Raw genomic sequence first — 23020 nt, 5'->3', positions numbered from 1 at the left:
AAACAGAAATGGAACAATTAAAACAATGGGCGGCAGACAATCCAACGCTTTTCAGTGTTGCGAAATATGTTTTGCTTGTTGTTTTTGTATTTATGATAATACAGTTTGTTAGAAGATTACTCAGAAAGCAAGTTACAGATGCCACGGCAAGATATAAGTCTCAAAAGGGGATTGAGATTATTGGGTATGTTATTTTAATTTTTTTAACCGTTTCCTATTTCACAGGAAATATTAGGGACTTTACTCTAGCCATCGGATTGTTTTCAGCAGGGATAGCTATCACGCTGCAAGAGCTTATTTTAAGCATAGCAGGATCGCTTTATATTTTTGTTGTTAAGGTCTATAAGCCTGGAGATCGAATTGAAATAAATGGTATAAAAGGCGATGTTATTGATGTAGACAGTATTTATACCACCATGATGGAAATGATATAGAATTAGCCAAATCTATTGTTGTAGAGATAGCCTCGAAAATGCTTTCAGAATATACGGCCAATTCTAAATCGCAATGGAAAGCCGTTGTTAGTAAATATTATATTGAAGATGCTCAACTGGACCCGACACTAGCTATTACATTAAACGATAACTGGATTCAATTTAACTTAAGATATATTGTAGATTATAAAAAGCGACGTTCAGTAAAACATATGTTAAATTAGGAAATTCATAAAGCTATTGAGAAAACTCAAGGCGAAATTAATTTGGCGTCAACCACTTTAGAACTCATAAAAATACCAGAATTAAGTGTAGAACTTAAAAATAAACATACCCATGCTAACCTTTAAAAACTTTAATATTGCCGATTGGTTATCCTTCTACAGAATAGCAGCTGCACCAGTATTACTCTTATTAATTGGTTTAGATTATAGGTTAGCATTTGCTTCATTTTTATTAGTTAGTTACTTAACGGATGCTTTAGACGGTTTTTTGGCGAGAAAACTAAAAATAACGAGTCCAAGAGGGTCGCAACTCGATTCATTTGGCGACCAAATTACACTTATAGTGGGGCTTGTTGGATTGTTTTATTTTGAAATGGCTTTCATAAAAATACATTTCGAATTAATTGTTCTGGCTTTTATTCCTTATATCGCTCAAATGGTAATCGCCTATTACAAGTATGGTAAAGCCACGGCTTTCCATACCTATTTAGCAAAACTATCCGCCATACTTCAAAGTATATTTATATTATTTTCTTTGTTTTTCTTTCCTGAGAAACATTTGTTTTATATCATGATTATTATAGGAGTTCTGGAAACTATAGAAGAGATTACTTTGATATTTATGTACGATAACTGGGCTTCTGATGTTAAAGGTATTTACTGGGCGTTAAGAGATAAACGACGATTGAAAGGGAAATAATTAAATTTAAAACTCATGCGCAGCTACTCGTTATTTACCATTTTATTGTTGTGCGCCGCTATTTTATTAGTCGATGTGCTGTCGTTTTACTGGTTACAACGTATTACTCACTTGATAAATGCTTCATTTCTTAAAAATAGTATTCATATTTTATTTTGGATCTTCTCTGTAGGGCTAATAACCGTAATTATTATATTAAAAATTACTTTAGATGATATCAATCCACGAAGAAAACACCTTTTAGTATCTTCTTTATACGGACTTACGGTTTCATCATTTATACCGAAAATTCTTTTTGTTATTATTATATCTGTTTTGTTCTACGGGAATTATGTGTTCTCTGAAAATCAATCATTAGTAGTTATTCCTTTGGTTGGGGTATTATCCGGCGTTTTCCCTTTTTTTGCCATTTCTTATGCCATTTTCAGAGCTGTTTATCATTTTAAAATTTATAAGCATAAATTGTATTTTAATCATTTACCAGAGTCCTTCGCTGGTTTAAAAATAGTGCACATTTCAGATTTGCATTTGGGAGGATTTAACAAACGATATAAAGTTTTAAAAAAAGCTGTCAACCTGATTAACGCTTTGCATGCAGACTTTATTTTTTTTACCGGTGATTTAGTAAATAATTATGCCTGGGAACTTGTTGGTTGGGATAAAGTATTTAATCAGTTATTAGCTAAAAAAGGGAAATATGCTGTTCTGGGTAATCACGACTATGGCGACTATTCAAAATGGGAAACTAAGGCTGATAAAATTGAAAATCTAAATGAAATTAAACGGTTTTATCAGGGCGTCGGTTTTAAATTATTACTTAATTCATCTGAAATTGTAAAAAGAGACGAAGAAGCCATAGCGATTGTTGGGGTAGAAAACTGGGGTAGACCTCCATTCAAACAATATGGTGATTTACAAAAAGCATTAAGTTTGGTAGCACATATTCCATTTAAAATACTGTTGTCTCATGATCCCACACATTGGAATGAAGAAGTGATACATAATACAGATATTGCCTTAACACTGTCTGGTCATACCCATGGTATGCAATTAGGCCTGAACTACAAAAATATGACCTGGAGTCCTATTAAATACAAATACAAGCACTGGGCAGGTTTATACGAACATAATAAGCAGTATCTGTATGTAAACAGAGGTTTGGGGTGGATTGGTTTCCCTGGCAGATTAGGGATGCGTCCGGAGATTACTTATTTAGAACTTCATTCTAATAAATAGGATATTTATGGTTTCTGTTTTCAAGTTTAGTCTTTGGGTTTAAAATATAAAAAACTGATGCCTATCATTTTACATATTCTATTATCTAAATAGATTTAATTGTATTAACCCGTAAAGATTATAATCATGAAAAAGTTTATTATTGGTTTGTTTATTATGGGATTAACCATCCCAATGCACGCGCAAGATCCCATCCAACTACCAACAGTGGTTTTAGTGCACAATTATAAATATTTGGATGCTTCAGGCTCAAAAGATTTAGCGATAGATGTTGAACAGTTAGAATTAAAAGTTAGTGATTTTAATGTTAAGGAATTAGACGTTTATTCTGAAGACAATGAGTACTACGATGTGTTTTTTATTATTCCAAAAGGCAAAATATTAGCGACTTACGATGATGAAAGCAACCTTTTAAGAACAGCTGAGCGATTTAAAGATATCGATTTACCAATGCATGTAAAACAATCTGTTGCCAGAAGATTTCCACAATGGAATATTTCAAAAAATGTGTATTTAGTAAATTATTACGAGCCTGATAATATTAAAAAAATGTACAAAATTACATTACAAAATGGAGACAAACGTATTAGAGTAAAAGTTGATGATCATGGAGATTTCATGTAAAATTTAATGGCGCTAATAGCTGAAAACTTCTAATTAATTAAAACCTTAAACTAAACAATTATGAAAACAGATTCTCAAATAAAACAAGATGTGCTTGACGAATTAGCCTGGCAATCTAGTATAGACGAAACTCAAATAGGAGTTATTGTAAAAGATGGTATTGTTACCTTAAATGGCGTTGTAGATTCTTATGCTAAGAAGATGGCAGCAGAACGGGCAGCAAAAAGTGTATTTGGGGTAAAAGCAGTAGCAGAAGATATTGAAGTTAATTTTAAACTGGGACAAGGTAAGTCTGATGCAGATGTTGCTAAAGCAGTGGTAGATGTTATCAAATGGAATTCCTCTCTTCCAGAAGATAAAATTAATATAAAAGTAGAAAATGCCTGGGTTTATTTAACAGGAGAAGTAGAGTGGTCTTTCCAGAAAACCGCAGCTAAGGTCGCTGTCGAAAATTTACATGGGGTAAAAGGTGTCGTAAATAATATTATCATTAAACAACGCGTAGAACCTGTGGAAGTTAAAGATAGAATTACCAAAGCTTTCGAAAGATCGGCCGATCTTGAAGCTAAAAATATTCAAGTCGACATTAATGGAGGTGTGGTAACTTTAAGTGGAACCGTGCATTCTATTACAGAAAAAGAAGAAGCTCGTAGAGCAACATTTTTTGCACCTGGTGTAACCAAAGTTATTAATAACCTAAAAGTTAAATTCTATCCAGAATACGCCTAAGTATTTTTTAAAGACAACTAAAAGTATAATGATCAATTTTATACTTTTAGTTGTTTTGTTTTTCAGCCTTTCTTTGTTGTCGTTCCAGTTTTCTAAAATAACCACGGGTTAAAAAGTTATGCTTTAAAGCTTCCATGTTTTGATTGAAATTATCGGAGCCTTCGTTAATGTTTATTATAGATTGCTCTAAGTTTTTCACAAACTCTTCATCATTAAAAAGGTAGTTTACCGCACCATTGCCGTTTTTATAATCAGTAATGGTTTTGTTTAAATTATTGATAACAGTTTTAATGTCTTTTGTAGAGGTTTCTAAATTGGTTAGTACGGCACTAACTTTTTGGGCTTCAATAGAATCATTAAGTAATTTTCCAGCAACACTTTCGTCAAAATTAACGGTGTTTATAATAGTATTTAATTCTCTCATGGCTTTATTCGCCTCAATACTCATAATTCGTAATTGGTTAACGGTTTGTTTCAAGTTAGAGGCAACGATGGTATCATTAATAAGCATTCCTAAAGTACCTTTGTCATCAGACATGGCATCAGCAACATTCAGCAATTTGGCGGTTAATAAAGCGGCATTTTCATTGGTAACGTTTAGTGTGTTGAGCATTTCGCTTGTTCCAATTTTAGTATAGGTTTTAATGATATCTCCTGATGAAATCATTTCGGCATCACCTTTGCCTGGAATAATATTTACAATCATATTTCCCACCAATCCATCGGTACTTATGGTGGCAATGGCATCTTTTTTAATGTGCTGTACCATTTTTTCTTCAATAACCATATTAACATTTATGGTAGAATCGTTAATCATGGAAATACTTTTTACTGTTCCAATATTTATTCCAGAATAACGAACATTATTACCCTGCATTAAACCGTTAACATTAGTGAAATTGGCACTAATAGTAAACGTTTTAACAAACATGTTTTGTCGGTTACCAATTAAATACACCGCGATAATAAACAATATTAAACCAGTGACGACAAAGATGCCTAACCTCAGTTTTTGATTATTTGTTTTTCTCATGATCTTAAATATTTATTTAAAGAATGCTTTTACTTTATCATCTTCGGAAGCTCTTAAAGCTTGAAAGGTACCTTCTGCGTAATTTACGCCATCAACTAATAAAATCATGCGCTCTGATACCACACGGGCACAATCCACATCATGTGTGATGATGAGTGATGAGGTTTTATATTGCTTTTGAACGCGCCGCATGAGTTCTATGATTTCTTTGGATGTTATAGGGTCCAGACCACTGGTAGGCTCGTCGTATAAGATTATTTTGGGTTTCAGTATTAAGGCTCTGGCTAAAGCTACGCGTCTTTGCATACCACCTGAAAGTTCATTAGGCATGAGATCGATGGTATTAACAAGTCCAACTCTTTCTAAAGCTTCCAAAACCAAAGGCTCAGTATCGGTAATGTTACCAAATTTATGTTTGTGGCGTCGTAAGGGGAATTCTAAATTTTCTCGAACCGTCATGGAATCATACAAGGCACTCCCTTGAAATAAGAAACCAATTTCGGTGCGTAGTTTATCTAAATCCATTCGGTTTAGAGCATTTATATCCTGCCCCATAACATTGATGCTACCAGAGTCGGGAAGCATTAAACCGACCAAACATTTGACCATCACTGATTTTCCAGCACCAGATCTTCCCATAATAACCAAATTTTCACCTTCATAAAGTTTTAGATTGAATCCGTTTAAAACCGCTTTATTACCAAATGATTTTTTTAAATCCCTGATTTCTAAAATAGGTTGATGCGTATCCGAACTAATCGATGAATTTGATATGTTAACTGCTTCCTTCATAATTAAATTTCAAAAAATATATCGGTTACAAATACAGCAATAAAGTCGATTATAAATAATAACATCGATGAAAATACCACAGCCGAATTAGCGGCTAAACCAACCCCAACGGTGCCTTTTTCACAATAATACCCTTTAAAACACCCAACGAGTCCAATAGCAAAACCAAAAAAATAGGTTTTAATAGTGGCTGGGATGAGGTCGCCAAATTCCAGCGCATTAAACACCTTGTTAAAGTAGAGAAGGAAGGACACATCACCTTTTAAGTTTTCAATAATATAGGAGCCGTAAAGAGCTATAGCATCGCCTAAAACAACCAAAATGGGCAGCATGATGGTAGATGCCAGTATACGGGTAACCACAAGAAATTTAAACGGATTTGTACCGGAAACCTCCATGGCATCAATCTGCTCGGTAACACGCATAGAGCCTAATTCGGCACCAATGCCAGAGGCTATTCGTCCGGCAAAGGTTAACGCAATAATAACGGGACCTATTTCTCGAATTATAGAGATACTAACCATTGATGGCATCCATGATTCAGCCCCAAACTCTTCTAATGTTGGTCGAGTTTGTAATGTTATAACTAATCCAATAATAAACCCAGTGACACCAACTAATAATAAAGATCGGTTACCAATACTGTAACATTGTTTTAGTAACTCATTAAACTCAAAAGGTTTGTGAAAAAGCTCTTTAAAGAACCTTTTTGTAAAATAAGTGAGCTCACCAATTTCGATAAAAAAGGATTTTATTTTAGTTGGTTTTAGCATGACATGTGTTTCTATATTTAAAGTTATAATAGCATTAACACATATAAAATGATTAAAATCATTTAGTTAATATGTTTAAGTTACTAAAATTTAGTGTAAAATAAATAGTACGAAAGTTTAAATTGTATAAGAAACTTTATAAGTTTTGGAAAACTGATATTCCTCATTGTGAAACACTTAGTTTGTTATGATATTTAATAGAATCTAAAATTTAATAGTCATGAAAAACAAGGATATTCATTTTGTCGATCGGGTAATAGATGCTCTTAAAAAATCGGCTACGGAACTTGAGGAATTTCAGGTACAGGCTGCTTTAGGGAAAGCAGAGGCTCAAGATAAATATGAAGAGGTTAAGCGGAAATTTAATCAATTCATTCATGATAACGAACATAGAATTAAAGATGTAAAAGAACAAATTGAAGAATTACATACTAAATTCGATCAGCTTCGTGTACAATTAGCGTTAGGTAAAGCAGAAACTAAAGATATGTTTAAAAAACAAAAAAAGCAGTTGCTTACTATTATTCATGATATAGAAACAAAAATAAAAACTAACGAAACATTAAATAGGTTATATGCCTTAACGCTTATTGAAATAGAACAATTTAAAATACAACTCGAGATTTTAGAACAAAAATTTAATAAGGAAAAACCAGAGGCTAAAGCGTCTTTCGAACAAGGTAAAAAGGACTTCAATGCTTTTATTGATAAGTTTAGAAGTAAATACATAAAAAAGAAAGAAGAAACCAAATTGGAGCATTTTCAAAATGAAATATCTGCAGCCTATGACCATTTTAAAAAAGCATTCTCAATGCCTAACTAATTATAAACTCTTCAAACAAAGAAAGCACAATGTACATTGTGCTTTCTTTGTTTAGGAAGACTAATGTGTGAAACGTCTTCAATAATCGTAATCTCCTTTTCTAATATTGGATAGCATTCCAAAGCCTAAAAGCAAGGCGATTACAAAGCATATAATTCCAAGTACAGATATCCCTTTCCAAAGCGGAACAATTTTAAAGGCAATAAACAAAGAAGCCCCAACGATCAAAGCGACCATAATAAAGGTGGTAATTAACTGCTTGGTTATTCTTTGTAAGGTATGCACCATAGGATCTATACCTTTGTGTGTAAGGTCTACTTTAATTTGCCCGGAATTTATTTTTCGAATGGCATTTTTTAAGTCCATTGGAAAATCTTCTATGTAATCGGTCAGTTCTACTATGGAATTAATCACCTTTTTGCCCATTTTTATAGGATTGTATTTTTTAGTGGCACTGGCTGTTAAATAAGGTTTAGCCATTTCAAATTGTTCTAGATTCGGATCTAATTTTTCAATAACCCCCTCAATGGTTACTAACGAACGCGCAAAAAGGAAAAAGTACGTTGGCACTTTTAAACCGTGTGCAATAATGATATCCTTGAGTTCTAACAAAACCGTACTCATTTCGTTGTCATGAATATCACGTACATAATACTTCTCAACAAATTCATTGATATCGAATTCTAAATCTCTACGGTTTGCTATAGGTGCATTATTTGAAAGTAGTTGTAAAGCCTTAATTATTTTCTTAACATCTTTATCGGTAATGGCAATAAACAGTTTTCCGAAAATTGCGATATCTCTGGGCAACATGCTACCCATCATACCGAAATCTAAATAACAAATATGATTGTTAGGAAGCACCAGTAAATTCCCTGGATGTGGATCGGCATGGAAAAAGCCGTATTCAAAAATTTGTTTGTAGAAACTTATACTTAAGCGTCTGGCAATAATTTTGGTGTCTATGTTTTTCGCTCTAAGGGTTTCAATTTTATCGATTTTGATGCCGTTAACAAATTCTAAAGCCAGAACTTTTGAAGTGGTAAATTCTTGGTACACTTTTGGTGCCTGGGCGAATTGTTCTAGAGAATGGTCTTTTTGTAGATTATTATAAAAGCGTTGCACGTTTATAGATTCATGAATAAAGTCGAGTTCTTTTAAGATTGAGGCTTCAAAGTTTTTTACCAAGCCAATAGGGTCAAAACTTTTTAAAGAGGGTATTCTATGCTCTAAAATTCGAGCAATTTTATACATCACTTTAATGTCTTCAATGATTACATCGTGAATACCGGCACGCTGAATTTTTAAAGCAATACGTTTGCCAGAATGAAGCGTTACTTTGTGAACCTGCGCCATAGATGCTGAAGCAAACGGGGAGGGTTCAAACCAGGCGAACAAATGGTCTACAGAATTTTTTAATTCGGTTTCAACTACTTGTTTGGCCAGTTCCTCAGACATTGGAGGCACATTATCCTGAAGTTTTTCAAGCTCGAAGGTTAATTCCAGCGGCACCAAGTCAGGTCGGTTGCTTAAAATCTGTCCGAATTTTACAAACGTGGGCCCTAACTCCTCACATACTAATCGCATTTTTGCCCATTTGCTGTATTCTTCAACCTGTTTTTTTGTGCTGTTAGGGATGAATTTCTGAATGAAGACATAACGTCTGTTTTCTTGTAAATAATGAACTAAATCCTCAAAGCCATATTTCATTAAGACTTTAAGAATTTGATTGTATCTCGAAAAAGATCTGAAACGTTTTACTATGTCGGTTACAATTCCCATGGTGTCAAGCTTGCACTTTATTTAATCTGGCTTCAAGAAGGGCAACGGTTTTGTCTAGTTTTTCAATTTTTTCATTGAGGGCTTTAATTTCATCTAAATGAGCTACGTTTATTTTTTTATAAAATTTCACGACAAGTTCCTCAATTTTGGCGTCTAGTTCCTCTTTAAGTTCATGTGTTTTTAAAAATATTTTATCCATAAACTCCAGTTCGTTTCCGTTTTCATCTAACTGCGATTCAGCCATCGCTTTATTTATGTTTTCTTTTCCTTTTTCGGAATACTCATTTAATTTTTCTAAAAATTTAGTGTCTCTAGCTAAAACATAAAGGCTAGAACTTAAGGTGAGTAATTCTATGATGGTTTTAGTTTTCATTACTATATTTTTTATTAGTCATATTCCAAATTGAAGACAGTGTATTTGGGTATTGTTTTACAAACTATGAAATGTCTTGTTTGTTCGATTTTACATAGCTTATACTAGTATTAAATGTATTAACAATTTCCATGATTTAACATGATATATATCATGTCGAAAAAGGCGTTTAAAGGTTAACTTTAAGTGTTATATAAACTAAATAATTGCGCCATGAAACCTAATTCAATCATATTAGTAATGACTAAAGATGTCGTGACCGTTTCACCACACCAAAAGCTTTTAGATGTAAAGCATATTTACGAGAAAGAGCAATGGCATCATCACATTCCTGTTTTAGAAAACGATAAGTTAGTAGGGATGGTTAGCCTGGTAGACTTTATGTATAATATTGCAGGAGCAGGATTGAAGGATAATCATGAGGTTTACAAAACACTTGAAGTGAAAGATATTATGACTGCCAAACCATTTTATTTAACAACTAGTGCGAGTGTTGAGGATGCTGCAAAAGTATTTTCCAATGAATATTATCATGCATTACCCGTTTTAGAAGATGATAAGTTGGTTGGTATTGTTTCAACTGCAGATATCATCAATTATTATCTTAAGAAAGCTGTTTGAAAAACTTTAAAACATAAGAGACAATGAATTCTTTTAAAGTACTTCTCAAGTTTACCTTGATGTCTATTTTATGTCTTTATCCAAATCTGATATTAAGTCAAAATAAAGAAATTCATATTGGTGATGCTTCACACGTTTTTCCTAAGACCACTAAAATAAATCAGAACATACGCGTTGAGACGTATTTTCAGTTTTTGGATTCGTTGGTTCAAGTCTATGATTCTATAACACCTTATAAGCTCACTGAACATCTTTTGGTAAGAAGTAACCCATGGATTATTGACACACTTCAAAACACCGATTACTACCGAATGAAAGCAAGGGATTCTTTTGTTTACAATCAGAAAAAAATGATTGTTATCCCCAAAGGGAATGCTTTAGTAATTCCCGGTTTAAAACAGGTCGATTCACTTCAAAGAGCATTTAAAAACACGTTTATAGATATTAATATCCCTGAATTTAAACTTCGTATTTATCAGGATTCGATTAAGCTCTTTGAATTTCCTGTTCGCGTGGGACGGCATGAAACGAAATACCTGGAAATGTCAGGTAGAGAAGAGGACTTAAGAACCAAAACCGGTACTGGTATTATTGTGGGATACAATAAAAACCCCAGATATGCGAACCCGGCCAATAATCATGATTATAAGGTGACGAGACGAGATGATGGAAAAGTGACTTTAGTGCCTCAAATTCCATTTATAGAAACAGAATTAAACGGCATGAGGTACGGACAAATGATTCACCCAACCACAAATCCCGAAACTTTAGGAAAAGCCTATTCTAATGGCTGTATCGGCACAAAAGAAGCTGATGCCTGGGTTATTTATTATTATGCACCTATCAACACTAAAGTAGACATTCGATACAATTTAAAAGTTATTAATGAAGACGGGAGCGTAGTTATAATGAAAGATATATATGCCTATCAATAAAAAAGCCTGATACGAATATCAGGCTTTTTTAAGAGTATGTTATTCATGTTTTTTATACACATGGTTTCCGTACCAGGCTATAAAGCAAAAGCAAATAAATGGTAATATAAATGAAAAGTTAATTTCGGAAACACCTAAAATAGTTGTATCGGCAACACCATGTCCCCCTATATCAATAATATCTCCTTGAAGTTTTGGTAATAAAGCACCACCAACAATAGCCATAACTAAACCTGCTGACCCTATTTTTGATTCCTCTTCGGTTAAATCACCTAGGGCAATACCGTAAATGGTAGGGAACATTAAAGACATGAAAAACGAAATCATAACAAGGAAGTATAGACCTATAGTACCTTTTATAATAATGGTCCCTAAAACACATAACCCTGCTAGTAAAGCAAAAGACATTAAGAGTTTTCCGGAACTAATAAAGCGTAGCATATAAGTTCCTACCGCTCTTCCTATTGTAAATAAAATAAATGCGGCCATCTGGTAATACCCTGCTGTTACACTATCAACACCAATAGCTTCAGCGTATTGATAGATATAGGTCCAGCACATAATTTGTCCACCTACATATAAAATTTGGGCTAAGACTCCTAAAACATATTTTCTGTTTTTAGCTAATACAGAAAACGTTTCTCCAATTTTAGGAATACCACCTTCGTCTTTCGATTGTGGCATTTTACTAACCAAGAACAAGACGAATACACCGGTAATTACCAAACCTAAAATAACATAAGGGTTACGAATTACCATTAAATCAGACGTTCTTACTAATAGTTTCGACGCTTCATCTAAAACACTAAAATCCGCAATGTCATCCGATTGTAGATTCTTTAATACAAATTGCTGAGCAACAACTAACCCGACAATTAACCCTAACGGATTGAATGCCTGCGCTAAATTTAAACGTTGTGTAGCGGTTTCTTTAGCGCCCATGGCTAAGGCATAAGGGTTGGCAGCAGTTTCTAAAAAGGCAAGTCCAAATGTTAAGATGTAAAGTCCTAAGCAGAAAAACCAGAACTTTTCGGTAATGGCTGCTGGATAAAACAATAAAGCACCAGTAGCATACAGTGCCAATCCTATTAAAATACCCACCTTATAAGAGTATTTCCTCATAAAAATTGCCGCAGGAAGTGCCATACAAAAATATCCGCCGTAAAAAGCCATTTGTACCCAGGCAGCTTGGGAGTTTGATAATTCTAATACCTTTTTAAACGCCTGTACCATAGGATCGGTTACTGCATTTGCAAAACCCCATAAAGCAAAAAGAGAGGTTACCAAAATGAAAGGAATGAGCATTTTTTTCTCAACAACAGGAACCTTTTTAATATCACTCATATTTAATAATTAGTTTAGTTTAATTTGAATGAAAAATAATTTTTTTGACTGCAATAATATGTATTTTTTCGACGAGTACCACTTTTGGTTACCTGAATGAATGTTTAAAAAATATTTTCCAACGGGACTTCTAGAGATGCATCCGTCGAAAAAAGTACAGTACAAGAGCTATTTATGTTAAACTTGTTTTTCAATAGCAATAGATAAAAAAATGAATTTTAATATCCTATTCAATAATGAAACAAAACTTTATAAGTTTATCTCAAAAGTTTTGGTCGTGGGATGTAGTGTTGGAAATTTATTAAGTATGGTGGCACAAACAGGAAGTGTTCACGAGCCTGTTCGCTACATTGGAGGAACTCATATCAACCGTTTTACACATGAAGGAGGGTTACGATATGCTATTGGTGTGGAAAACATTCAAACGATGAGAGCCAATAGGTCTCACCCAGAGCATAGTGATGGTTTTGGTTGGACCTATAACCATGCGTCTAACTTAGCATTTTGGAACGGGCAATTTTTTCAGCAACACATTAGTGGAGAATCGGATGAGCACGTTCCTCCGGTTCAAACCTTATTAATCACTTCAACGGATGGGAAAGAATGGAGCTTTCCTAAGGTTGTGTTTCCGCCTTATCAGGCACCTGAAGGTGTTAAAATTCCTGAAGGATCAACGGGATATATGATGCATCAGCGCATGGGATTTTATGTAGCACCTAATGGTCGATTTTTAACATTAGCATTTTATGGACATACCGAAAACCCTTTCAGGGAAAATGGTATAGGGCGCGTAGTTAGAGAAATTTATAAAGACGGCACGTTTGGTCCTATTTATTTTATTCGCTACGATAGTCAGACAAATTGGGATGAAAGCAACACGTCATATCCGTTTTACAAAACATCAAAAGATAAGGGTTTTATAAAGGCTTGTGAAGCACTTTTAAAAGATAAGAAACAAACATTACAATGGTTTGAGGAAGATAATGGAGACGATGGCTTTTACACATTTAATAAGGGAGAGCAAGCATTTTCATGGTATCATAGAAAAGATGGAAAGGTTGTCGGACTTTGGAAAAAGTCTTATACCGCATTGTCTGATGATGAAGGTGAAACGTTTTCAGATCCTGTAAAAGCTCAAACCTTAATTATGTCTGGCGGTAAAATGTGGGGACAACAAACAGAAGATGGTAAATATGCAATTTCATATAATCCTATAGATCAAACGCAATACCGGTTCCCAATGGCTTTAGTAACCAGTAATGATGGTATTGTCTACGATAATTTATTGTTAGTTCAAGGCGAAGTGCCACCAAGGCGCTTTTTTGGAAGGTGGAAGGATTTTGGACCTTGCTATATGCGGGGTATTACAGAAGGTAATGGAAATCCTCCTGGTGATGATATGTGGATGACCTATAGCATGAATAAGGAAGATATCTGGATGTGTCGTATTCCGGTACCCATAAAATATGCTATAACAGAGGATGTGAATGATGATTTTGAAAACATGAGAGAGGGAGAGAATATTATTGACTGGAACACATATTCGCCAAAATGGGCTAAAGTAAATTTAATAAAGGAGCCTAATGGCAATCGATGTTTGCAACTCACAGATGAGGACCATTACGACTATAGTCGGGCTATTCGGGTTTTTGAAGAAGGGACTAATGTAAAGGTTCATTTTAAAATTAAACTTGAAAGTATAGATACAACGCAGTTTGATATCGATATTACAGATCGTTATGGTAATAGGCCTGTTCAAATTACATTAAATAAAGAAGGGATGTTAGTTGCTTCAAACGGATCAGTAATGAAGTCTGTAATGAAATTAAGATTAGATGAATGGTATGATATAAAAATTGAAATGAACACTTCTGGTTTAGGTAGCTATTCATTGTTTCTTAATGAAAAGCAGGTTATAAAAGAAGCTCCAACAGTAATGGCAGTTAAATCTGTGGAGCGGTTGTCCTTTAGAACCGGACCCTATCGCGATATACCTAATCGCAAAACACCTAACGAAGAAAAATATCCACCTCTTTTAAATGCGGATGAAAAACAAAATAAATCCAGTTATTTAATTGACGATGTTTTCGTTTCAACTAAAAACCAATAACTTAAAACAAAACAGCAAAACTTAAATGATGAAGGACAAAGGTTTAATAATAATCATGTTGGTTATAGCTCAATTGTATAGTTGCAAAGCTCAGGTAGATCCACCGGCAGCATTTGGTCCAACGCCTTCCATGAAGCAGTTAAACTGGCACAACATGGAGTTTTATGCCTTTGTTCATTTTTCATTAAATACATTTACAAACAAGGAATGGGGCTACGGAGATGAATCTCCTGAATTGTTTAACCCTACAGAATTAGACACAAGACAGTGGGCGAGAGTGGCGAAGGAAGCCGGAATGAAAGGGATCATTATAACCGCTAAACATCACGATGGATTTTGCTTGTGGCCCTCAAAATACACAGAACGTTCTGTTAAAAATTCGCCATGGAAAGATGGTCAGGGCGATGTGGTTAGAGAATTAGCCGAAGCTTGTAAGGAATATGATTTAAAATTAGGAATATACTTGTCGCCTTGGGATAGAAATCATCCTGGCTATGGAAAGCCGGAATACATTACCTATTTCAGAAATCAGTTAAAGGAATTGCTAACTAATTATGGCGATGTGTTTGAGATGTGGTTTGATGGCGCTAATGGAGGTGATGGATATTACGGAGGCGCTAACGAAACAAGGAAAATAAACACTTTAGAGTATTACGATTGGGATGCCACCTATAAAATGATTTACGATATTTCTCCAAATACTTTGGTTTGGGGTATAGGCCCATCAGAAGCACGTTGGATTGGTAATGAAAGAGGTAGAGCAGGGAAAACCAATTGGTGCTTGTTGCGACAAAAAGATGAATTGGCAGGTAAAGTACATTACTCAGAATTTATGAACGGTCATGAAGACGGTGAAAAATGGGTGCCGGGTGAAGCCGATGTATCTATTCGTCCGGGGTGGTTTTACCATGAAGCTGAAGATGATAAAGTAAGACCTTTGGAAGAAATGGTAGATATTTACTACGAGTCGATTGGTAGAAATGCCAATTTGTTACTAAACCTTCCGGTCGATAAGCGTGGACTTGTTAATGAAAATGATATTGTTAGATTAAAAGAACTTACCGCTGTAATTAAAGCAGATTTTAAAGAAGAATTATTAGCAAAGAGTAAAATATCATCAGATAATACCCGCGGAGAGAGTGAACAATATGCAGCAGAAAATTTAATTGATAGCAATACGGAAACTTATTGGGCTACCGATGATAGTATTCATACAGGTTCTGTGTCTTTTGAATTTGAAAAACCTATTTATATAAATCGAGTAGAGTTACAAGAGTATATTAGGTTAGGACAACGTGTAAAGGCGTTTAATGTTGAAGCTAAAGTTGATGGAGCATGGCAGACTATAGCCAATGAAACGACTATTGGGTATAAACGAATTCTAAGAGTGGATAGAGTAAAAGCAGAAGCGCTTCGAGTTAATTTTACCGATTCTAAATCAAGTTTAGTAATTTCAACTATAAAAGCATACAATGCCCTAACTTTAGTTACGATGCCAAAAATTAGCCGTGATAAGCGTGGGTTAGTGACTATGGAAGCGGATAACGGAAATGAGATTTATTACACTATTGACGGAACAGATCCAACAACCCAAAGTCAGCGTTATAAAGAAACAATTCAACTTCCTCAAGCTGTTATGGTAAAAGCTATAGCTCATAATGCAGAGGAAAAGATTAGCAGCAAGATTAAAGTAATTAATTATGGGAAGTCTAAAGAAAAATGGAAAGTATTATCCAGTTCAGCTCATGATTTTAAATCTGCAGACAGAACTATTGATGGAAACTTGAGTACCTTTTGGACATTTGGAGATAACAGTACAAAATCACCTCAGAATATTGTGATTGATATGGGGGAAACCATAACTATTAATGGGTTTTCATATTTTCCCAAGCAATTAGGACATGATTTAAATTTAGTATCACAGTATGCCTTTTATACAAGTTCAGACAATAAACATTGGGTTAAACAGTCTGAAGGGGAGTTTTCCAATATTAAAAATAACCCCGTAAAACAGATAAAAACATTTCATTCAATTACCGCGCGTTACATAAAATTTGTTGCAAAATCCGGGATTGATGATAAAAATATGTTCTCAATAGCAGAATTAGATATTCTGGAAACATCAGAAAATTAAATTGATCTGTTAGGACGACAAAATTAATTCCTTCGGAGTAGTTCCGTTGTTATTAGTCGAAATTATAAAGTAGAAACTATCTTAAATAGGTAACTTAGATAACCATCAGTTAATTAGTAATCTACACGTTTATGATTAATAAGGTAATAAATAAAACCAAAGAAATAAGCTACAGAGAAGCTGGGAAATTTGAAGAAACACGATTTGAAAAAATTCATAATGTCATTTTCGAATCGTCTACAGAGGCGTCCATACTTGTAGCACACGAAATTGCTAACTTAATTCGCCGCAAGGAAGAATTAGGTGAAGTATGCGTACTAGGTTTAGCAACAGGATCTTCACCAGTTAAGGTGTATGAAGAGTTGGTAAGAATGCATCGCGAGGAAGGATTAAGTTTTAAAAACGTAGTTACTTTTAATTTAGATGAATATTACCCTATTGATGTCGATAACATTCAGAGTTATTATTACTTCATGCATGATCACTTATTTAATCATGTCGATATTTTGCATGAAAACATCAATATCCCTGATGGAACGGTTAGCGATCAAGACCTGCATCAGTACTGTATTGATTATGAGATGAAAATCCAGTCTTATGGAGGGATAGATTTTCAGTTGCTTGGTATTGGAAGAACAGGGCATATCGGATTTAATGAACCTGGTTCTCATATTAATTCAGGGACCAGAGCCATTACTTTAGATTATATTACCCGCGTAGATGCAGCCCCTGCATTTTTAGGATTGAAAAATGTGCCTAGAAAGGCCATTACTATGGGGGTTGGAACTGTGAGGAAAGCAAAGCGGATTGTACTGTTAGCATGGGGAATTAATAAAGCTGATATTGTAAAGCAGGCTATTGAAGGAGAAATGTCTTCTCAAGTACCGGCTACCTATTTACAAGAGCATGATAATACAACATTTGTTCTTGATATTGAAGCGTCATCAGAATTAACCCGTGTAAAAACTCCTTGGTTAGTAAAATCTTGTCGTTGGAATGATGAATTAAAATGTAAGGCGGTTATCTGGTTAAGCGAACTTACAAAAAAGCCGTTTTTAAAGTTAACCGATAAGGATTATAACGATAATGGCATGTCTAGCATATTAACAGAAGAAGGTGCTGCTTATGATTTAAACATAAAGATGTTTAATAAAATGCAGCATACCATTACCGGTTGGCCGGGAGGAAAGCCTAATGTAGATGACAGTAATAGGCCAGAGCGATCCGAACCTGCAAAAAAGCGTGTGATTATTTTTAGTCCGCACCCGGATGATGATGTGATTTCTATGGGAGGTACTTTTGCCAGACTTGTAGAGCAAGGTCATGAGGTTCATGTTGCATATCAGACTTCAGGAAATATAGCGGTATCTAATGAAGAGGCCTTAAAATTCGTTGAAGTTTCAAAAGTGTTGAATTCAAATTCAACCGAAGTAGATAGCATTATTCATTTTTTAAAGAATAAATCCAAGAATGATATTGATACACTTGAGGTTAGAAAGCTAAAAACTACAATTAGGAAAAGTGAATCTTTGGCGGCAACAAGATATGTAGGCTTACCCGATGAAAATGTTCATTTTTTAGAGTTGCCTTTTTACGAAACAGGAACGATTAAAAAGGGGAAACTTACCGAAGCCGATATAAGAATAATGTGCGAACTAATAGATGATATTAAGCCACATCAAATTTATGCAGCAGGCGATTTAGCGGATCCGCATGGGACCCATAAAGTGTGTTTAGACGCTTTGTTTGAAGCTTTAAAAATATTGAAACCCGAAAGTTATATGAAAGATTGTTGGGTGTGGTTATATCGTGGCGCTTGGCACGAATGGGAGACCTATCAAATTGATATGGCGGTGCCCATGAGTCCAGACCAGGTACTTAAGAAAAGACAATCTATATTCTATCACCAATCACAAAAAGACGGAGTCATGTTTCAGGGTGATGACAACAGAGAGTTCTGGGTGCGAGCTGAAGACAGAAATCGTGCAACAGCCAAAAAATATAAAGACCTTGGTCTGGCAGACTACGAGGCCATAGAAGCCTTTAAACGCTTCTATTTTTAAAACTTAAGAACGAACTCATTATAGTTTTTTATTGTTTAGTTTATGTTATTTGAGTTTGGTTAAAAAGATGGTTATTTCTATTCAATTAGGGGTGACCATCTTCCTTTTTACAAATACACTAAACAGAAGCGTCAAGTATTTTTTGCTTCACTTCATCTAAATATGAACGGCCAATTACATAACGTAAGCCTTCTATTTCAACACTATTTCCTTCTAAAGCATCAATCTTATCGATGGCCACTGTATACGAGCGGTGAATTCTAATAAAATCAGCAGGTGGTAAAAGATTAGTAAAGTCTTTTAATGTATAGTGAACGATGTAGGACCCCGAAAACGTTTTAATTTTTAAATAATCCTTTAAACTTTCAATAATTAAAATTTCATTAAGGAAAATTTTCTTCATTTTCTTTTTATCGATCTTAATAAAAATGAAGGGTGTGTCTTTCGTTGTGCTTGTAGGAATTTTGTTTGTAGATTCTAGGCGTTTCGAGATTTTATTTAAGGTTTTCATAAACCTTGGCATTTCTATAGGTTTAACCAAATAGTCTAAAACATCTAACTCGTAGGTTTCCAAAGCATATTCATCGTATGCGCTCGTTATTATTATTAATGGAGGGTTTTCCAGACTTTTAATAAAATTTATACCGTCTAAAACAGGCATATTTATATCAAGGAAAACCACATCAATAGCATTGCTTTTTAGGAAATTTAATCCATCAATAGCATTATTAAAAGTGTTTATAATTTCAAAATCATCGATTTGTTCAAGATAATTTTTTATGACATTTATAGCTAATGGCTCGTCATCAATTATCAAGCATTTAATTTTCATAGTTTGTTTGGTCGTAGTTTTAGTTTTGTAATAGTTTGTTAAGCGACTTTAATTTTCAGTTTAACAACAAATTTGTTCTTTTTTTGTTTAATTGAGAGTTTGTAGTCGTTTTTATTATAACCTAATTCCAATCGTTTTTTGGCATTTACCAAACCAATTCCTCCGGCTTTTTTATTAGGCTTTTGGAGCTCGCTAATTTGTGGCATCGGGTTAGTGACGGTAAAGTAAAGAAAATTTTCTATAATCTTAAAGTTGATATTAATTTTCACTTTGCCAATATTCTTGTCAGCCCCATGTTTAAAGGCGTTTTCGATAAATGTTAATAATAGGATAGGTGCGATTTCCTTGTCGTGAATGTCGCCGGATATGTACATATTAACTTCTAAATTCTCGTCATACCTTACCCGTTCTAAATCGATGTAGTTTTGAATATAAATAATTTCTTTCTCTAAAGTTTGACGTCTTTCTCGTGTTTCATATAATAAGTATCGCATCAATTCAGAGAGTTTTAAAATCATTTTTGGGGTTTTATTAGATTTTTCAACAGATAACGAATAGATGTTATTTAAGGTATTAAAAAAGAAATGTGGAGACACTTGAGTTTTTAAAAAGCGTAATTCTGTTTCTAACTGTGTTTTTTCTAAAAGTGCTACGCGTTTGTGTTCTTTTAAGTAGTCTAAAGTGATTTTTATTGCTGTTACAAAGGTGATTACATACAGCTCACCAATCATCATGTCTACCGTGTAATTCAGGTTTAATTTTTCAATAGCTTCCGGACCTTCAGGCCATACGTTATGGCTAACCAGCCAATATGTTAAGTTGTATTTTACCAGTACCATTACAAAAATAGACCCTAATACAGAAATAACATATAGCACATACTTTTTATTATAAACCAGAAAGGGCATTAAAATGAAAATATTTAGGTAGCATAAAATCATATGAATAGGAAACCCTATCAAGTTGGTTTTTAAAGAATATTCATAGTCGTCAAAATAACTTCCCCAACGAAATGTATTAAACAGGAAATAAATTGACCAAAAAACAAGGTGATAAACCAATGGAATTTTAAAGAGTTTGTTTTGATTTGCGTCCATTTAAAAGCAATTTTTATTTTTTGGTGTTTAGGTCTTAAAATGTGTCATCCGTCTAAAATAATTTCAAAGTTTAAAAAAAACTAGAAACTTTAGACTTCAATATTAAAAATATAATATGAAAAACGTATCGGTAATTGTTTTGTTAGTGAGTCTTTTCGTGAGTTGTGGAGACAATGTTACTAATAAAACTGTGACTAACAAAATTTTAAGTGATGAAGTAGATCCTTTTATTGGAACAGGAGGACACGGGCATACTTATCCGGGGGCGACAGTGCCTTTTGGAATGTTGCAGGTAAGTCCTATTAATGGTATTAGTTCATGGGACTGGTGTTCCGGATACCATTATTCCGATTCTATCGCTGTTGGATTTAGTCACCTAAGTTTAAGTGGAACGGGTATTGGTGATTTAGCCGATATATTATTCATGCCGATAAATAAAGAAGTGGATTTGTCTGTTTACCCTAAATCAAGAGACAGTATCACTTACAGGTCTAAATATAGTCATGATAATGAGACTGCAAAGCCAGGTTATTACCAGTTGTTTTTAGAGGATCATGATGTTAATGTTGAACTTACCACAGCAAAGCGAACGGCTTATCATAAATATACTTTTAAAGAAGGCGACAAGCAGTCTGTTGTGGTTGATTTAGGTTTTAGCTTAAATTGGGATAAGACCGTTGAAACCATTCTGGAAGTAGAGGATGAATATACTATAACAGGTTACCGACATAGTAAAGGCTGGGCGCCAAATCAAAAAGTATTTTTTGTAGCAAAATTTTCTAAACCAATTACTGGTAAAAATGTATTTAGCGATGGTGTAGAAATAGAAGGTAACTTTGCCAAAGGAGCAAAAACCGCTTTACAGCTATTCTTCAATGATTCAGATTCTACCGAATTATTAGCAAAAGTAGCATTATCATCAGTTAGTATTGAAAATGCCAAGGGTAATTTAGAAACCAGTGGCTTTGAGTTTGAAACGGTTAAAACTGCTGCCAGCAATACTTGGAACAACGCTTTAAAATCTATTGAAGTTGAAAGTTCTGTAGATTCTTTAGAAACTATTTTTTACACGGCTATGTATCATGCACAAGTTGCGCCAGTAACGTTTAGTGATGCTAATGGCGAGTTTAGAATGGAGAATGATAGTATTGCAACGGCTAAAGATTTCACAGCCTATTCAACATTATCACTTTGGGATACCTTTAGAGCAGAGCAGCCTTTATTAACTTTAATTGCTCCTGATAATGTTTCAGATATCATCAATTCTATGTTGACGTATTATGAAACGAAGAAAATTTTACCGGTGTGGACACTTTATGCGAATGAAACCAATACCATGACCGGATACCATTCTATTCCTGTAATTGTTGAAGCTTACTTAAAAGGTATAAGAGGGTTTGATGCAGAGAAAGCTTTTGAAGCGATGAAAAACACCATGATGCAGGATGAGCGTGGATTAAAATATTATAAAGAGTTCGGATATATTCCCTATACATCAATTGATGAATCGGTAACCATTACTTTAGAATATGCTTACGACGATTGGTGTGTAGCTCAAATGGCAAAAGCACTTGGCAAAACTGAAGATTACGAGTTTTTCATGAAGCGTTCAAAGGCCTTTGAACATGTGTTCGATAACCAAACCGGATTTATGCGCGGGAAATCTGAAGATGGAACATCCTGGAATGAACCATTCGATCCGAAATACTCGAACCACAGAGTTCAAACAGATTACACTGAAGGTAATGCCTGGCAACACAGTTGGTTTGTGCCTCATGCGGTTAAAGAGTTAGCTGAACTACACGGTGGAGAAGATGTGTTTACCTCTCGATTGGAGCAATTATTTACCGAAAGTTCAGAGATTACAGGAACGCATACTTCCGCAGATATATCAGGTTTAATTGGTCAGTATGCGCATGGTAATGAGCCGAGTCATCATATTGCCTATATGTTTAATGACGCGAACAAACCGTGGAGAACACAGTATTGGGTGCGTCATATTTTAGACACGCAATACAACACCACACCAAACGGATTGAGTGGAAATGAAGATTGTGGACAAATGTCGGCTTGGTATGTGTTCAGTTCTATAGGGCTTTACCCAATGAATCCCGCTTCCGCAGAGTACGAAATAGGAAGTCCGATTTTTGATAAAACAACATTGAATTTACCGAATGGAAAAACATTTACTATAAAAGCAGAACATGTTTCCGATAAAAACATTTATATACAATCGGCGACTTTAAATGGTGAAGAATTCAATCAAACATCAATTTCGCATCAGGCGATTTTAGAAGGCGGTACATTACATTTTGTAATGGGACCAAATCCAAATAAAAACTGGGGAATTAAAAAATAGTA

Annotated in this window: 21 protein-coding genes; 13 read left to right on the top strand and 8 right to left on the bottom strand. The window is 34.4% G+C overall.

Going from position 1 to position 23020, the window contains the following annotated elements:
* Nucleotides 1-8 precede the first annotated feature (8 nt).
* From ICJ85_RS16680 to ICJ85_RS02235, 6 genes are all read left to right on the top strand, one after another.
* A complete protein-coding gene (locus tag ICJ85_RS16680; protein ID WP_317173033.1) occupies nt 9-434 on the top strand; it encodes a mechanosensitive ion channel domain-containing protein in 426 nt (141 codons plus the stop codon).
* 38 nt (nt 435-472) lie between these two features.
* On the top strand, nt 473-658 hold the full coding sequence (locus ICJ85_RS16675) for a hypothetical protein (protein ID WP_317173032.1): 186 nt from the start codon (nt 473-475) through the stop codon (nt 656-658).
* A gap of 112 nt (nt 659-770) precedes the next feature.
* Nucleotides 771-1358: a CDP-alcohol phosphatidyltransferase family protein gene (locus ICJ85_RS02250; RefSeq protein WP_188222140.1), complete on the top strand. Its 588-nt coding sequence runs from the start codon at nt 771-773 to the stop codon at nt 1356-1358.
* A gap of 15 nt (nt 1359-1373) precedes the next feature.
* Nucleotides 1374-2594 (top strand): metallophosphoesterase, encoded by a 1221-nt coding sequence (locus tag ICJ85_RS02245; RefSeq protein WP_188222139.1) that lies wholly within the window; start codon nt 1374-1376, stop codon nt 2592-2594.
* 126 nt (nt 2595-2720) lie between these two features.
* Nucleotides 2721-3218, top strand: coding sequence for a nicotinate-nucleotide adenylyltransferase (locus ICJ85_RS02240; protein ID WP_188222138.1), 498 nt, complete (start codon nt 2721-2723; stop codon nt 3216-3218).
* A 60-nt stretch (nt 3219-3278) separates the two neighbouring features.
* Nucleotides 3279-3947 carry a BON domain-containing protein gene (locus tag ICJ85_RS02235; protein ID WP_188222137.1) on the top strand — a complete coding sequence of 223 codons (669 nt, stop codon included), beginning with the start codon at nt 3279-3281 and terminating at the stop codon, nt 3945-3947.
* A gap of 46 nt (nt 3948-3993) precedes the next feature.
* On the opposite strand, the gene ICJ85_RS02230 is transcribed toward ICJ85_RS02235, so the two are convergent.
* Genes ICJ85_RS02230 through ICJ85_RS02220 form a run of 3 tightly spaced genes read right to left on the bottom strand, consistent with a single transcriptional unit; the run spans nt 3994 to nt 6545 of the window.
* Nucleotides 3994-4980, bottom strand: a complete 987-nt coding sequence (locus tag ICJ85_RS02230; protein WP_188222136.1) for an MlaD family protein — start codon at nt 4978-4980, stop codon at nt 3994-3996.
* Between the two features lie 12 nt (nt 4981-4992).
* Nucleotides 4993-5772 (bottom strand): ABC transporter ATP-binding protein, encoded by a 780-nt coding sequence (locus ICJ85_RS02225; RefSeq protein WP_188222135.1) that lies wholly within the window; start codon nt 5770-5772, stop codon nt 4993-4995.
* Between the two features lie 2 nt (nt 5773-5774).
* The gene (locus ICJ85_RS02220) at nt 5775-6545 is read right to left on the bottom strand and encodes an MlaE family ABC transporter permease (RefSeq protein WP_188222134.1); all 771 of its coding nucleotides are present in this window, start codon (nt 6543-6545) and stop codon (nt 5775-5777) included.
* Nucleotides 6546-6765: 220 nt separating this feature from the next.
* Here ICJ85_RS02220 and ICJ85_RS02215 point away from each other — a divergent pair, with 220 nt between their 5' ends.
* Nucleotides 6766-7368: a hypothetical protein gene (locus tag ICJ85_RS02215; protein WP_188222133.1), complete on the top strand. Its 603-nt coding sequence runs from the start codon at nt 6766-6768 to the stop codon at nt 7366-7368.
* A gap of 78 nt (nt 7369-7446) precedes the next feature.
* Here the strand turns inward: ICJ85_RS02215 and ICJ85_RS02210 are convergent, their stop codons facing one another.
* A complete protein-coding gene (locus ICJ85_RS02210) occupies nt 7447-9150 on the bottom strand; it encodes an ABC1 kinase family protein (protein WP_188222132.1) in 1704 nt (567 codons plus the stop codon).
* A gap of 4 nt (nt 9151-9154) precedes the next feature.
* Nucleotides 9155-9523: a hypothetical protein gene (locus ICJ85_RS02205; protein ID WP_188222131.1), complete on the bottom strand. Its 369-nt coding sequence runs from the start codon at nt 9521-9523 to the stop codon at nt 9155-9157.
* Between the two features lie 213 nt (nt 9524-9736).
* Here ICJ85_RS02205 and ICJ85_RS02200 point away from each other — a divergent pair, with 213 nt between their 5' ends.
* Together ICJ85_RS02200 and ICJ85_RS02195 are read left to right on the top strand one after the other, a co-directional pair.
* Nucleotides 9737-10144 carry a CBS domain-containing protein gene (locus ICJ85_RS02200; RefSeq protein ID WP_188222130.1) on the top strand — a complete coding sequence of 136 codons (408 nt, stop codon included), beginning with the start codon at nt 9737-9739 and terminating at the stop codon, nt 10142-10144.
* A 23-nt stretch (nt 10145-10167) separates the two neighbouring features.
* Complete coding sequence (locus tag ICJ85_RS02195) at nt 10168-11079, top strand: L,D-transpeptidase (protein WP_188222129.1); 912 nt, start codon at nt 10168-10170, stop codon at nt 11077-11079.
* 39 nt (nt 11080-11118) lie between these two features.
* Here ICJ85_RS02195 and fucP read toward each other — a convergent pair whose 3' ends face one another.
* Nucleotides 11119-12423 carry an L-fucose:H+ symporter permease gene (fucP, locus tag ICJ85_RS02190; protein WP_188222128.1) on the bottom strand — a complete coding sequence of 435 codons (1305 nt, stop codon included), beginning with the start codon at nt 12421-12423 and terminating at the stop codon, nt 11119-11121.
* A gap of 211 nt (nt 12424-12634) precedes the next feature.
* Between fucP and ICJ85_RS02185 the strand changes: the two genes are divergently transcribed.
* The 3 genes from ICJ85_RS02185 (at nt 12635) to nagB (ending at nt 18730) form a co-directional block, all read left to right on the top strand.
* Nucleotides 12635-14533 carry a six-hairpin glycosidase gene (locus ICJ85_RS02185; protein ID WP_206688025.1) on the top strand — a complete coding sequence of 633 codons (1899 nt, stop codon included), beginning with the start codon at nt 12635-12637 and terminating at the stop codon, nt 14531-14533.
* 28 nt (nt 14534-14561) lie between these two features.
* Complete coding sequence (locus ICJ85_RS02180) at nt 14562-16667, top strand: alpha-L-fucosidase (RefSeq protein ID WP_188222466.1); 2106 nt, start codon at nt 14562-14564, stop codon at nt 16665-16667.
* A gap of 131 nt (nt 16668-16798) precedes the next feature.
* Nucleotides 16799-18730: a glucosamine-6-phosphate deaminase gene (gene nagB / locus ICJ85_RS02175; protein ID WP_188222127.1), complete on the top strand. Its 1932-nt coding sequence runs from the start codon at nt 16799-16801 to the stop codon at nt 18728-18730.
* Between the two features lie 118 nt (nt 18731-18848).
* On the opposite strand, the gene ICJ85_RS02170 is transcribed toward nagB, so the two are convergent.
* Together ICJ85_RS02170 and ICJ85_RS02165 are read right to left on the bottom strand one after the other, a co-directional pair.
* Nucleotides 18849-19562: a LytR/AlgR family response regulator transcription factor gene (locus tag ICJ85_RS02170; protein ID WP_188222126.1), complete on the bottom strand. Its 714-nt coding sequence runs from the start codon at nt 19560-19562 to the stop codon at nt 18849-18851.
* 38 nt (nt 19563-19600) lie between these two features.
* On the bottom strand, nt 19601-20659 hold the full coding sequence (locus tag ICJ85_RS02165) for a sensor histidine kinase (protein WP_188222125.1): 1059 nt from the start codon (nt 20657-20659) through the stop codon (nt 19601-19603).
* A 115-nt stretch (nt 20660-20774) separates the two neighbouring features.
* Between ICJ85_RS02165 and ICJ85_RS02160 the strand changes: the two genes are divergently transcribed.
* Entirely contained in the window at nt 20775-23018 is a 2244-nt protein-coding gene (locus ICJ85_RS02160) for a GH92 family glycosyl hydrolase (protein WP_188222124.1), read from the top strand.
* The last annotated feature ends 2 nt before the right edge of the window (nt 23019-23020 follow it).

The sequence above is a fragment of the Aestuariibaculum marinum genome (genome assembly GCF_014596975.1).
Lineage (GTDB): Bacteria > Bacteroidota > Bacteroidia > Flavobacteriales > Flavobacteriaceae > Aestuariibaculum > Aestuariibaculum marinum.
Note: the sequence above shows the minus strand (reverse complement) of the source record. Positions and strands in the feature narration are given on the sequence as shown.

What these genes read in the sequence shown, in the direction of transcription:
- ICJ85_RS02215 (WP_188222133.1), top strand. Translation starts at nt 6,766, where the DNA reads ATGAAAAACAAGGATATTCATTTTGTCGATCGGGTAATAGATGCTCTT.
- fucP (WP_188222128.1), bottom strand. Translation starts at nt 12,423, where the DNA reads ATGAGTGATATTAAAAAGGTTCCTGTTGTTGAGAAAAAAATGCTCATT.
- nagB (WP_188222127.1), top strand. Translation starts at nt 16,799, where the DNA reads ATGATTAATAAGGTAATAAATAAAACCAAAGAAATAAGCTACAGAGAA.
- ICJ85_RS02170 (WP_188222126.1), bottom strand. Translation starts at nt 19,562, where the DNA reads ATGAAAATTAAATGCTTGATAATTGATGACGAGCCATTAGCTATAAAT.
- ICJ85_RS16675 (WP_317173032.1), top strand. Translation starts at nt 473, where the DNA reads ATGCTTTCAGAATATACGGCCAATTCTAAATCGCAATGGAAAGCCGTT.
- ICJ85_RS02245 (WP_188222139.1), top strand. Translation starts at nt 1,374, where the DNA reads ATGCGCAGCTACTCGTTATTTACCATTTTATTGTTGTGCGCCGCTATT.
- ICJ85_RS02210 (WP_188222132.1), bottom strand. Translation starts at nt 9,150, where the DNA reads ATGGGAATTGTAACCGACATAGTAAAACGTTTCAGATCTTTTTCGAGA.
- ICJ85_RS02240 (WP_188222138.1), top strand. Translation starts at nt 2,721, where the DNA reads ATGAAAAAGTTTATTATTGGTTTGTTTATTATGGGATTAACCATCCCA.
- ICJ85_RS02185 (WP_206688025.1), top strand. Translation starts at nt 12,635, where the DNA reads ATGAATTTTAATATCCTATTCAATAATGAAACAAAACTTTATAAGTTT.
- ICJ85_RS02230 (WP_188222136.1), bottom strand. Translation starts at nt 4,980, where the DNA reads ATGAGAAAAACAAATAATCAAAAACTGAGGTTAGGCATCTTTGTCGTC.
- ICJ85_RS02220 (WP_188222134.1), bottom strand. Translation starts at nt 6,545, where the DNA reads ATGCTAAAACCAACTAAAATAAAATCCTTTTTTATCGAAATTGGTGAG.
- ICJ85_RS02180 (WP_188222466.1), top strand. Translation starts at nt 14,562, where the DNA reads ATGAAGGACAAAGGTTTAATAATAATCATGTTGGTTATAGCTCAATTG.
- ICJ85_RS16680 (WP_317173033.1), top strand. Translation starts at nt 9, where the DNA reads ATGGAACAATTAAAACAATGGGCGGCAGACAATCCAACGCTTTTCAGT.
- ICJ85_RS02205 (WP_188222131.1), bottom strand. Translation starts at nt 9,523, where the DNA reads ATGAAAACTAAAACCATCATAGAATTACTCACCTTAAGTTCTAGCCTT.
- ICJ85_RS02200 (WP_188222130.1), top strand. Translation starts at nt 9,737, where the DNA reads ATGAAACCTAATTCAATCATATTAGTAATGACTAAAGATGTCGTGACC.
- ICJ85_RS02225 (WP_188222135.1), bottom strand. Translation starts at nt 5,772, where the DNA reads ATGAAGGAAGCAGTTAACATATCAAATTCATCGATTAGTTCGGATACG.
- ICJ85_RS02195 (WP_188222129.1), top strand. Translation starts at nt 10,168, where the DNA reads ATGAATTCTTTTAAAGTACTTCTCAAGTTTACCTTGATGTCTATTTTA.
- ICJ85_RS02165 (WP_188222125.1), bottom strand. Translation starts at nt 20,659, where the DNA reads ATGGACGCAAATCAAAACAAACTCTTTAAAATTCCATTGGTTTATCAC.
- ICJ85_RS02235 (WP_188222137.1), top strand. Translation starts at nt 3,279, where the DNA reads ATGAAAACAGATTCTCAAATAAAACAAGATGTGCTTGACGAATTAGCC.
- ICJ85_RS02250 (WP_188222140.1), top strand. Translation starts at nt 771, where the DNA reads ATGCTAACCTTTAAAAACTTTAATATTGCCGATTGGTTATCCTTCTAC.
- ICJ85_RS02160 (WP_188222124.1), top strand. Translation starts at nt 20,775, where the DNA reads ATGAAAAACGTATCGGTAATTGTTTTGTTAGTGAGTCTTTTCGTGAGT.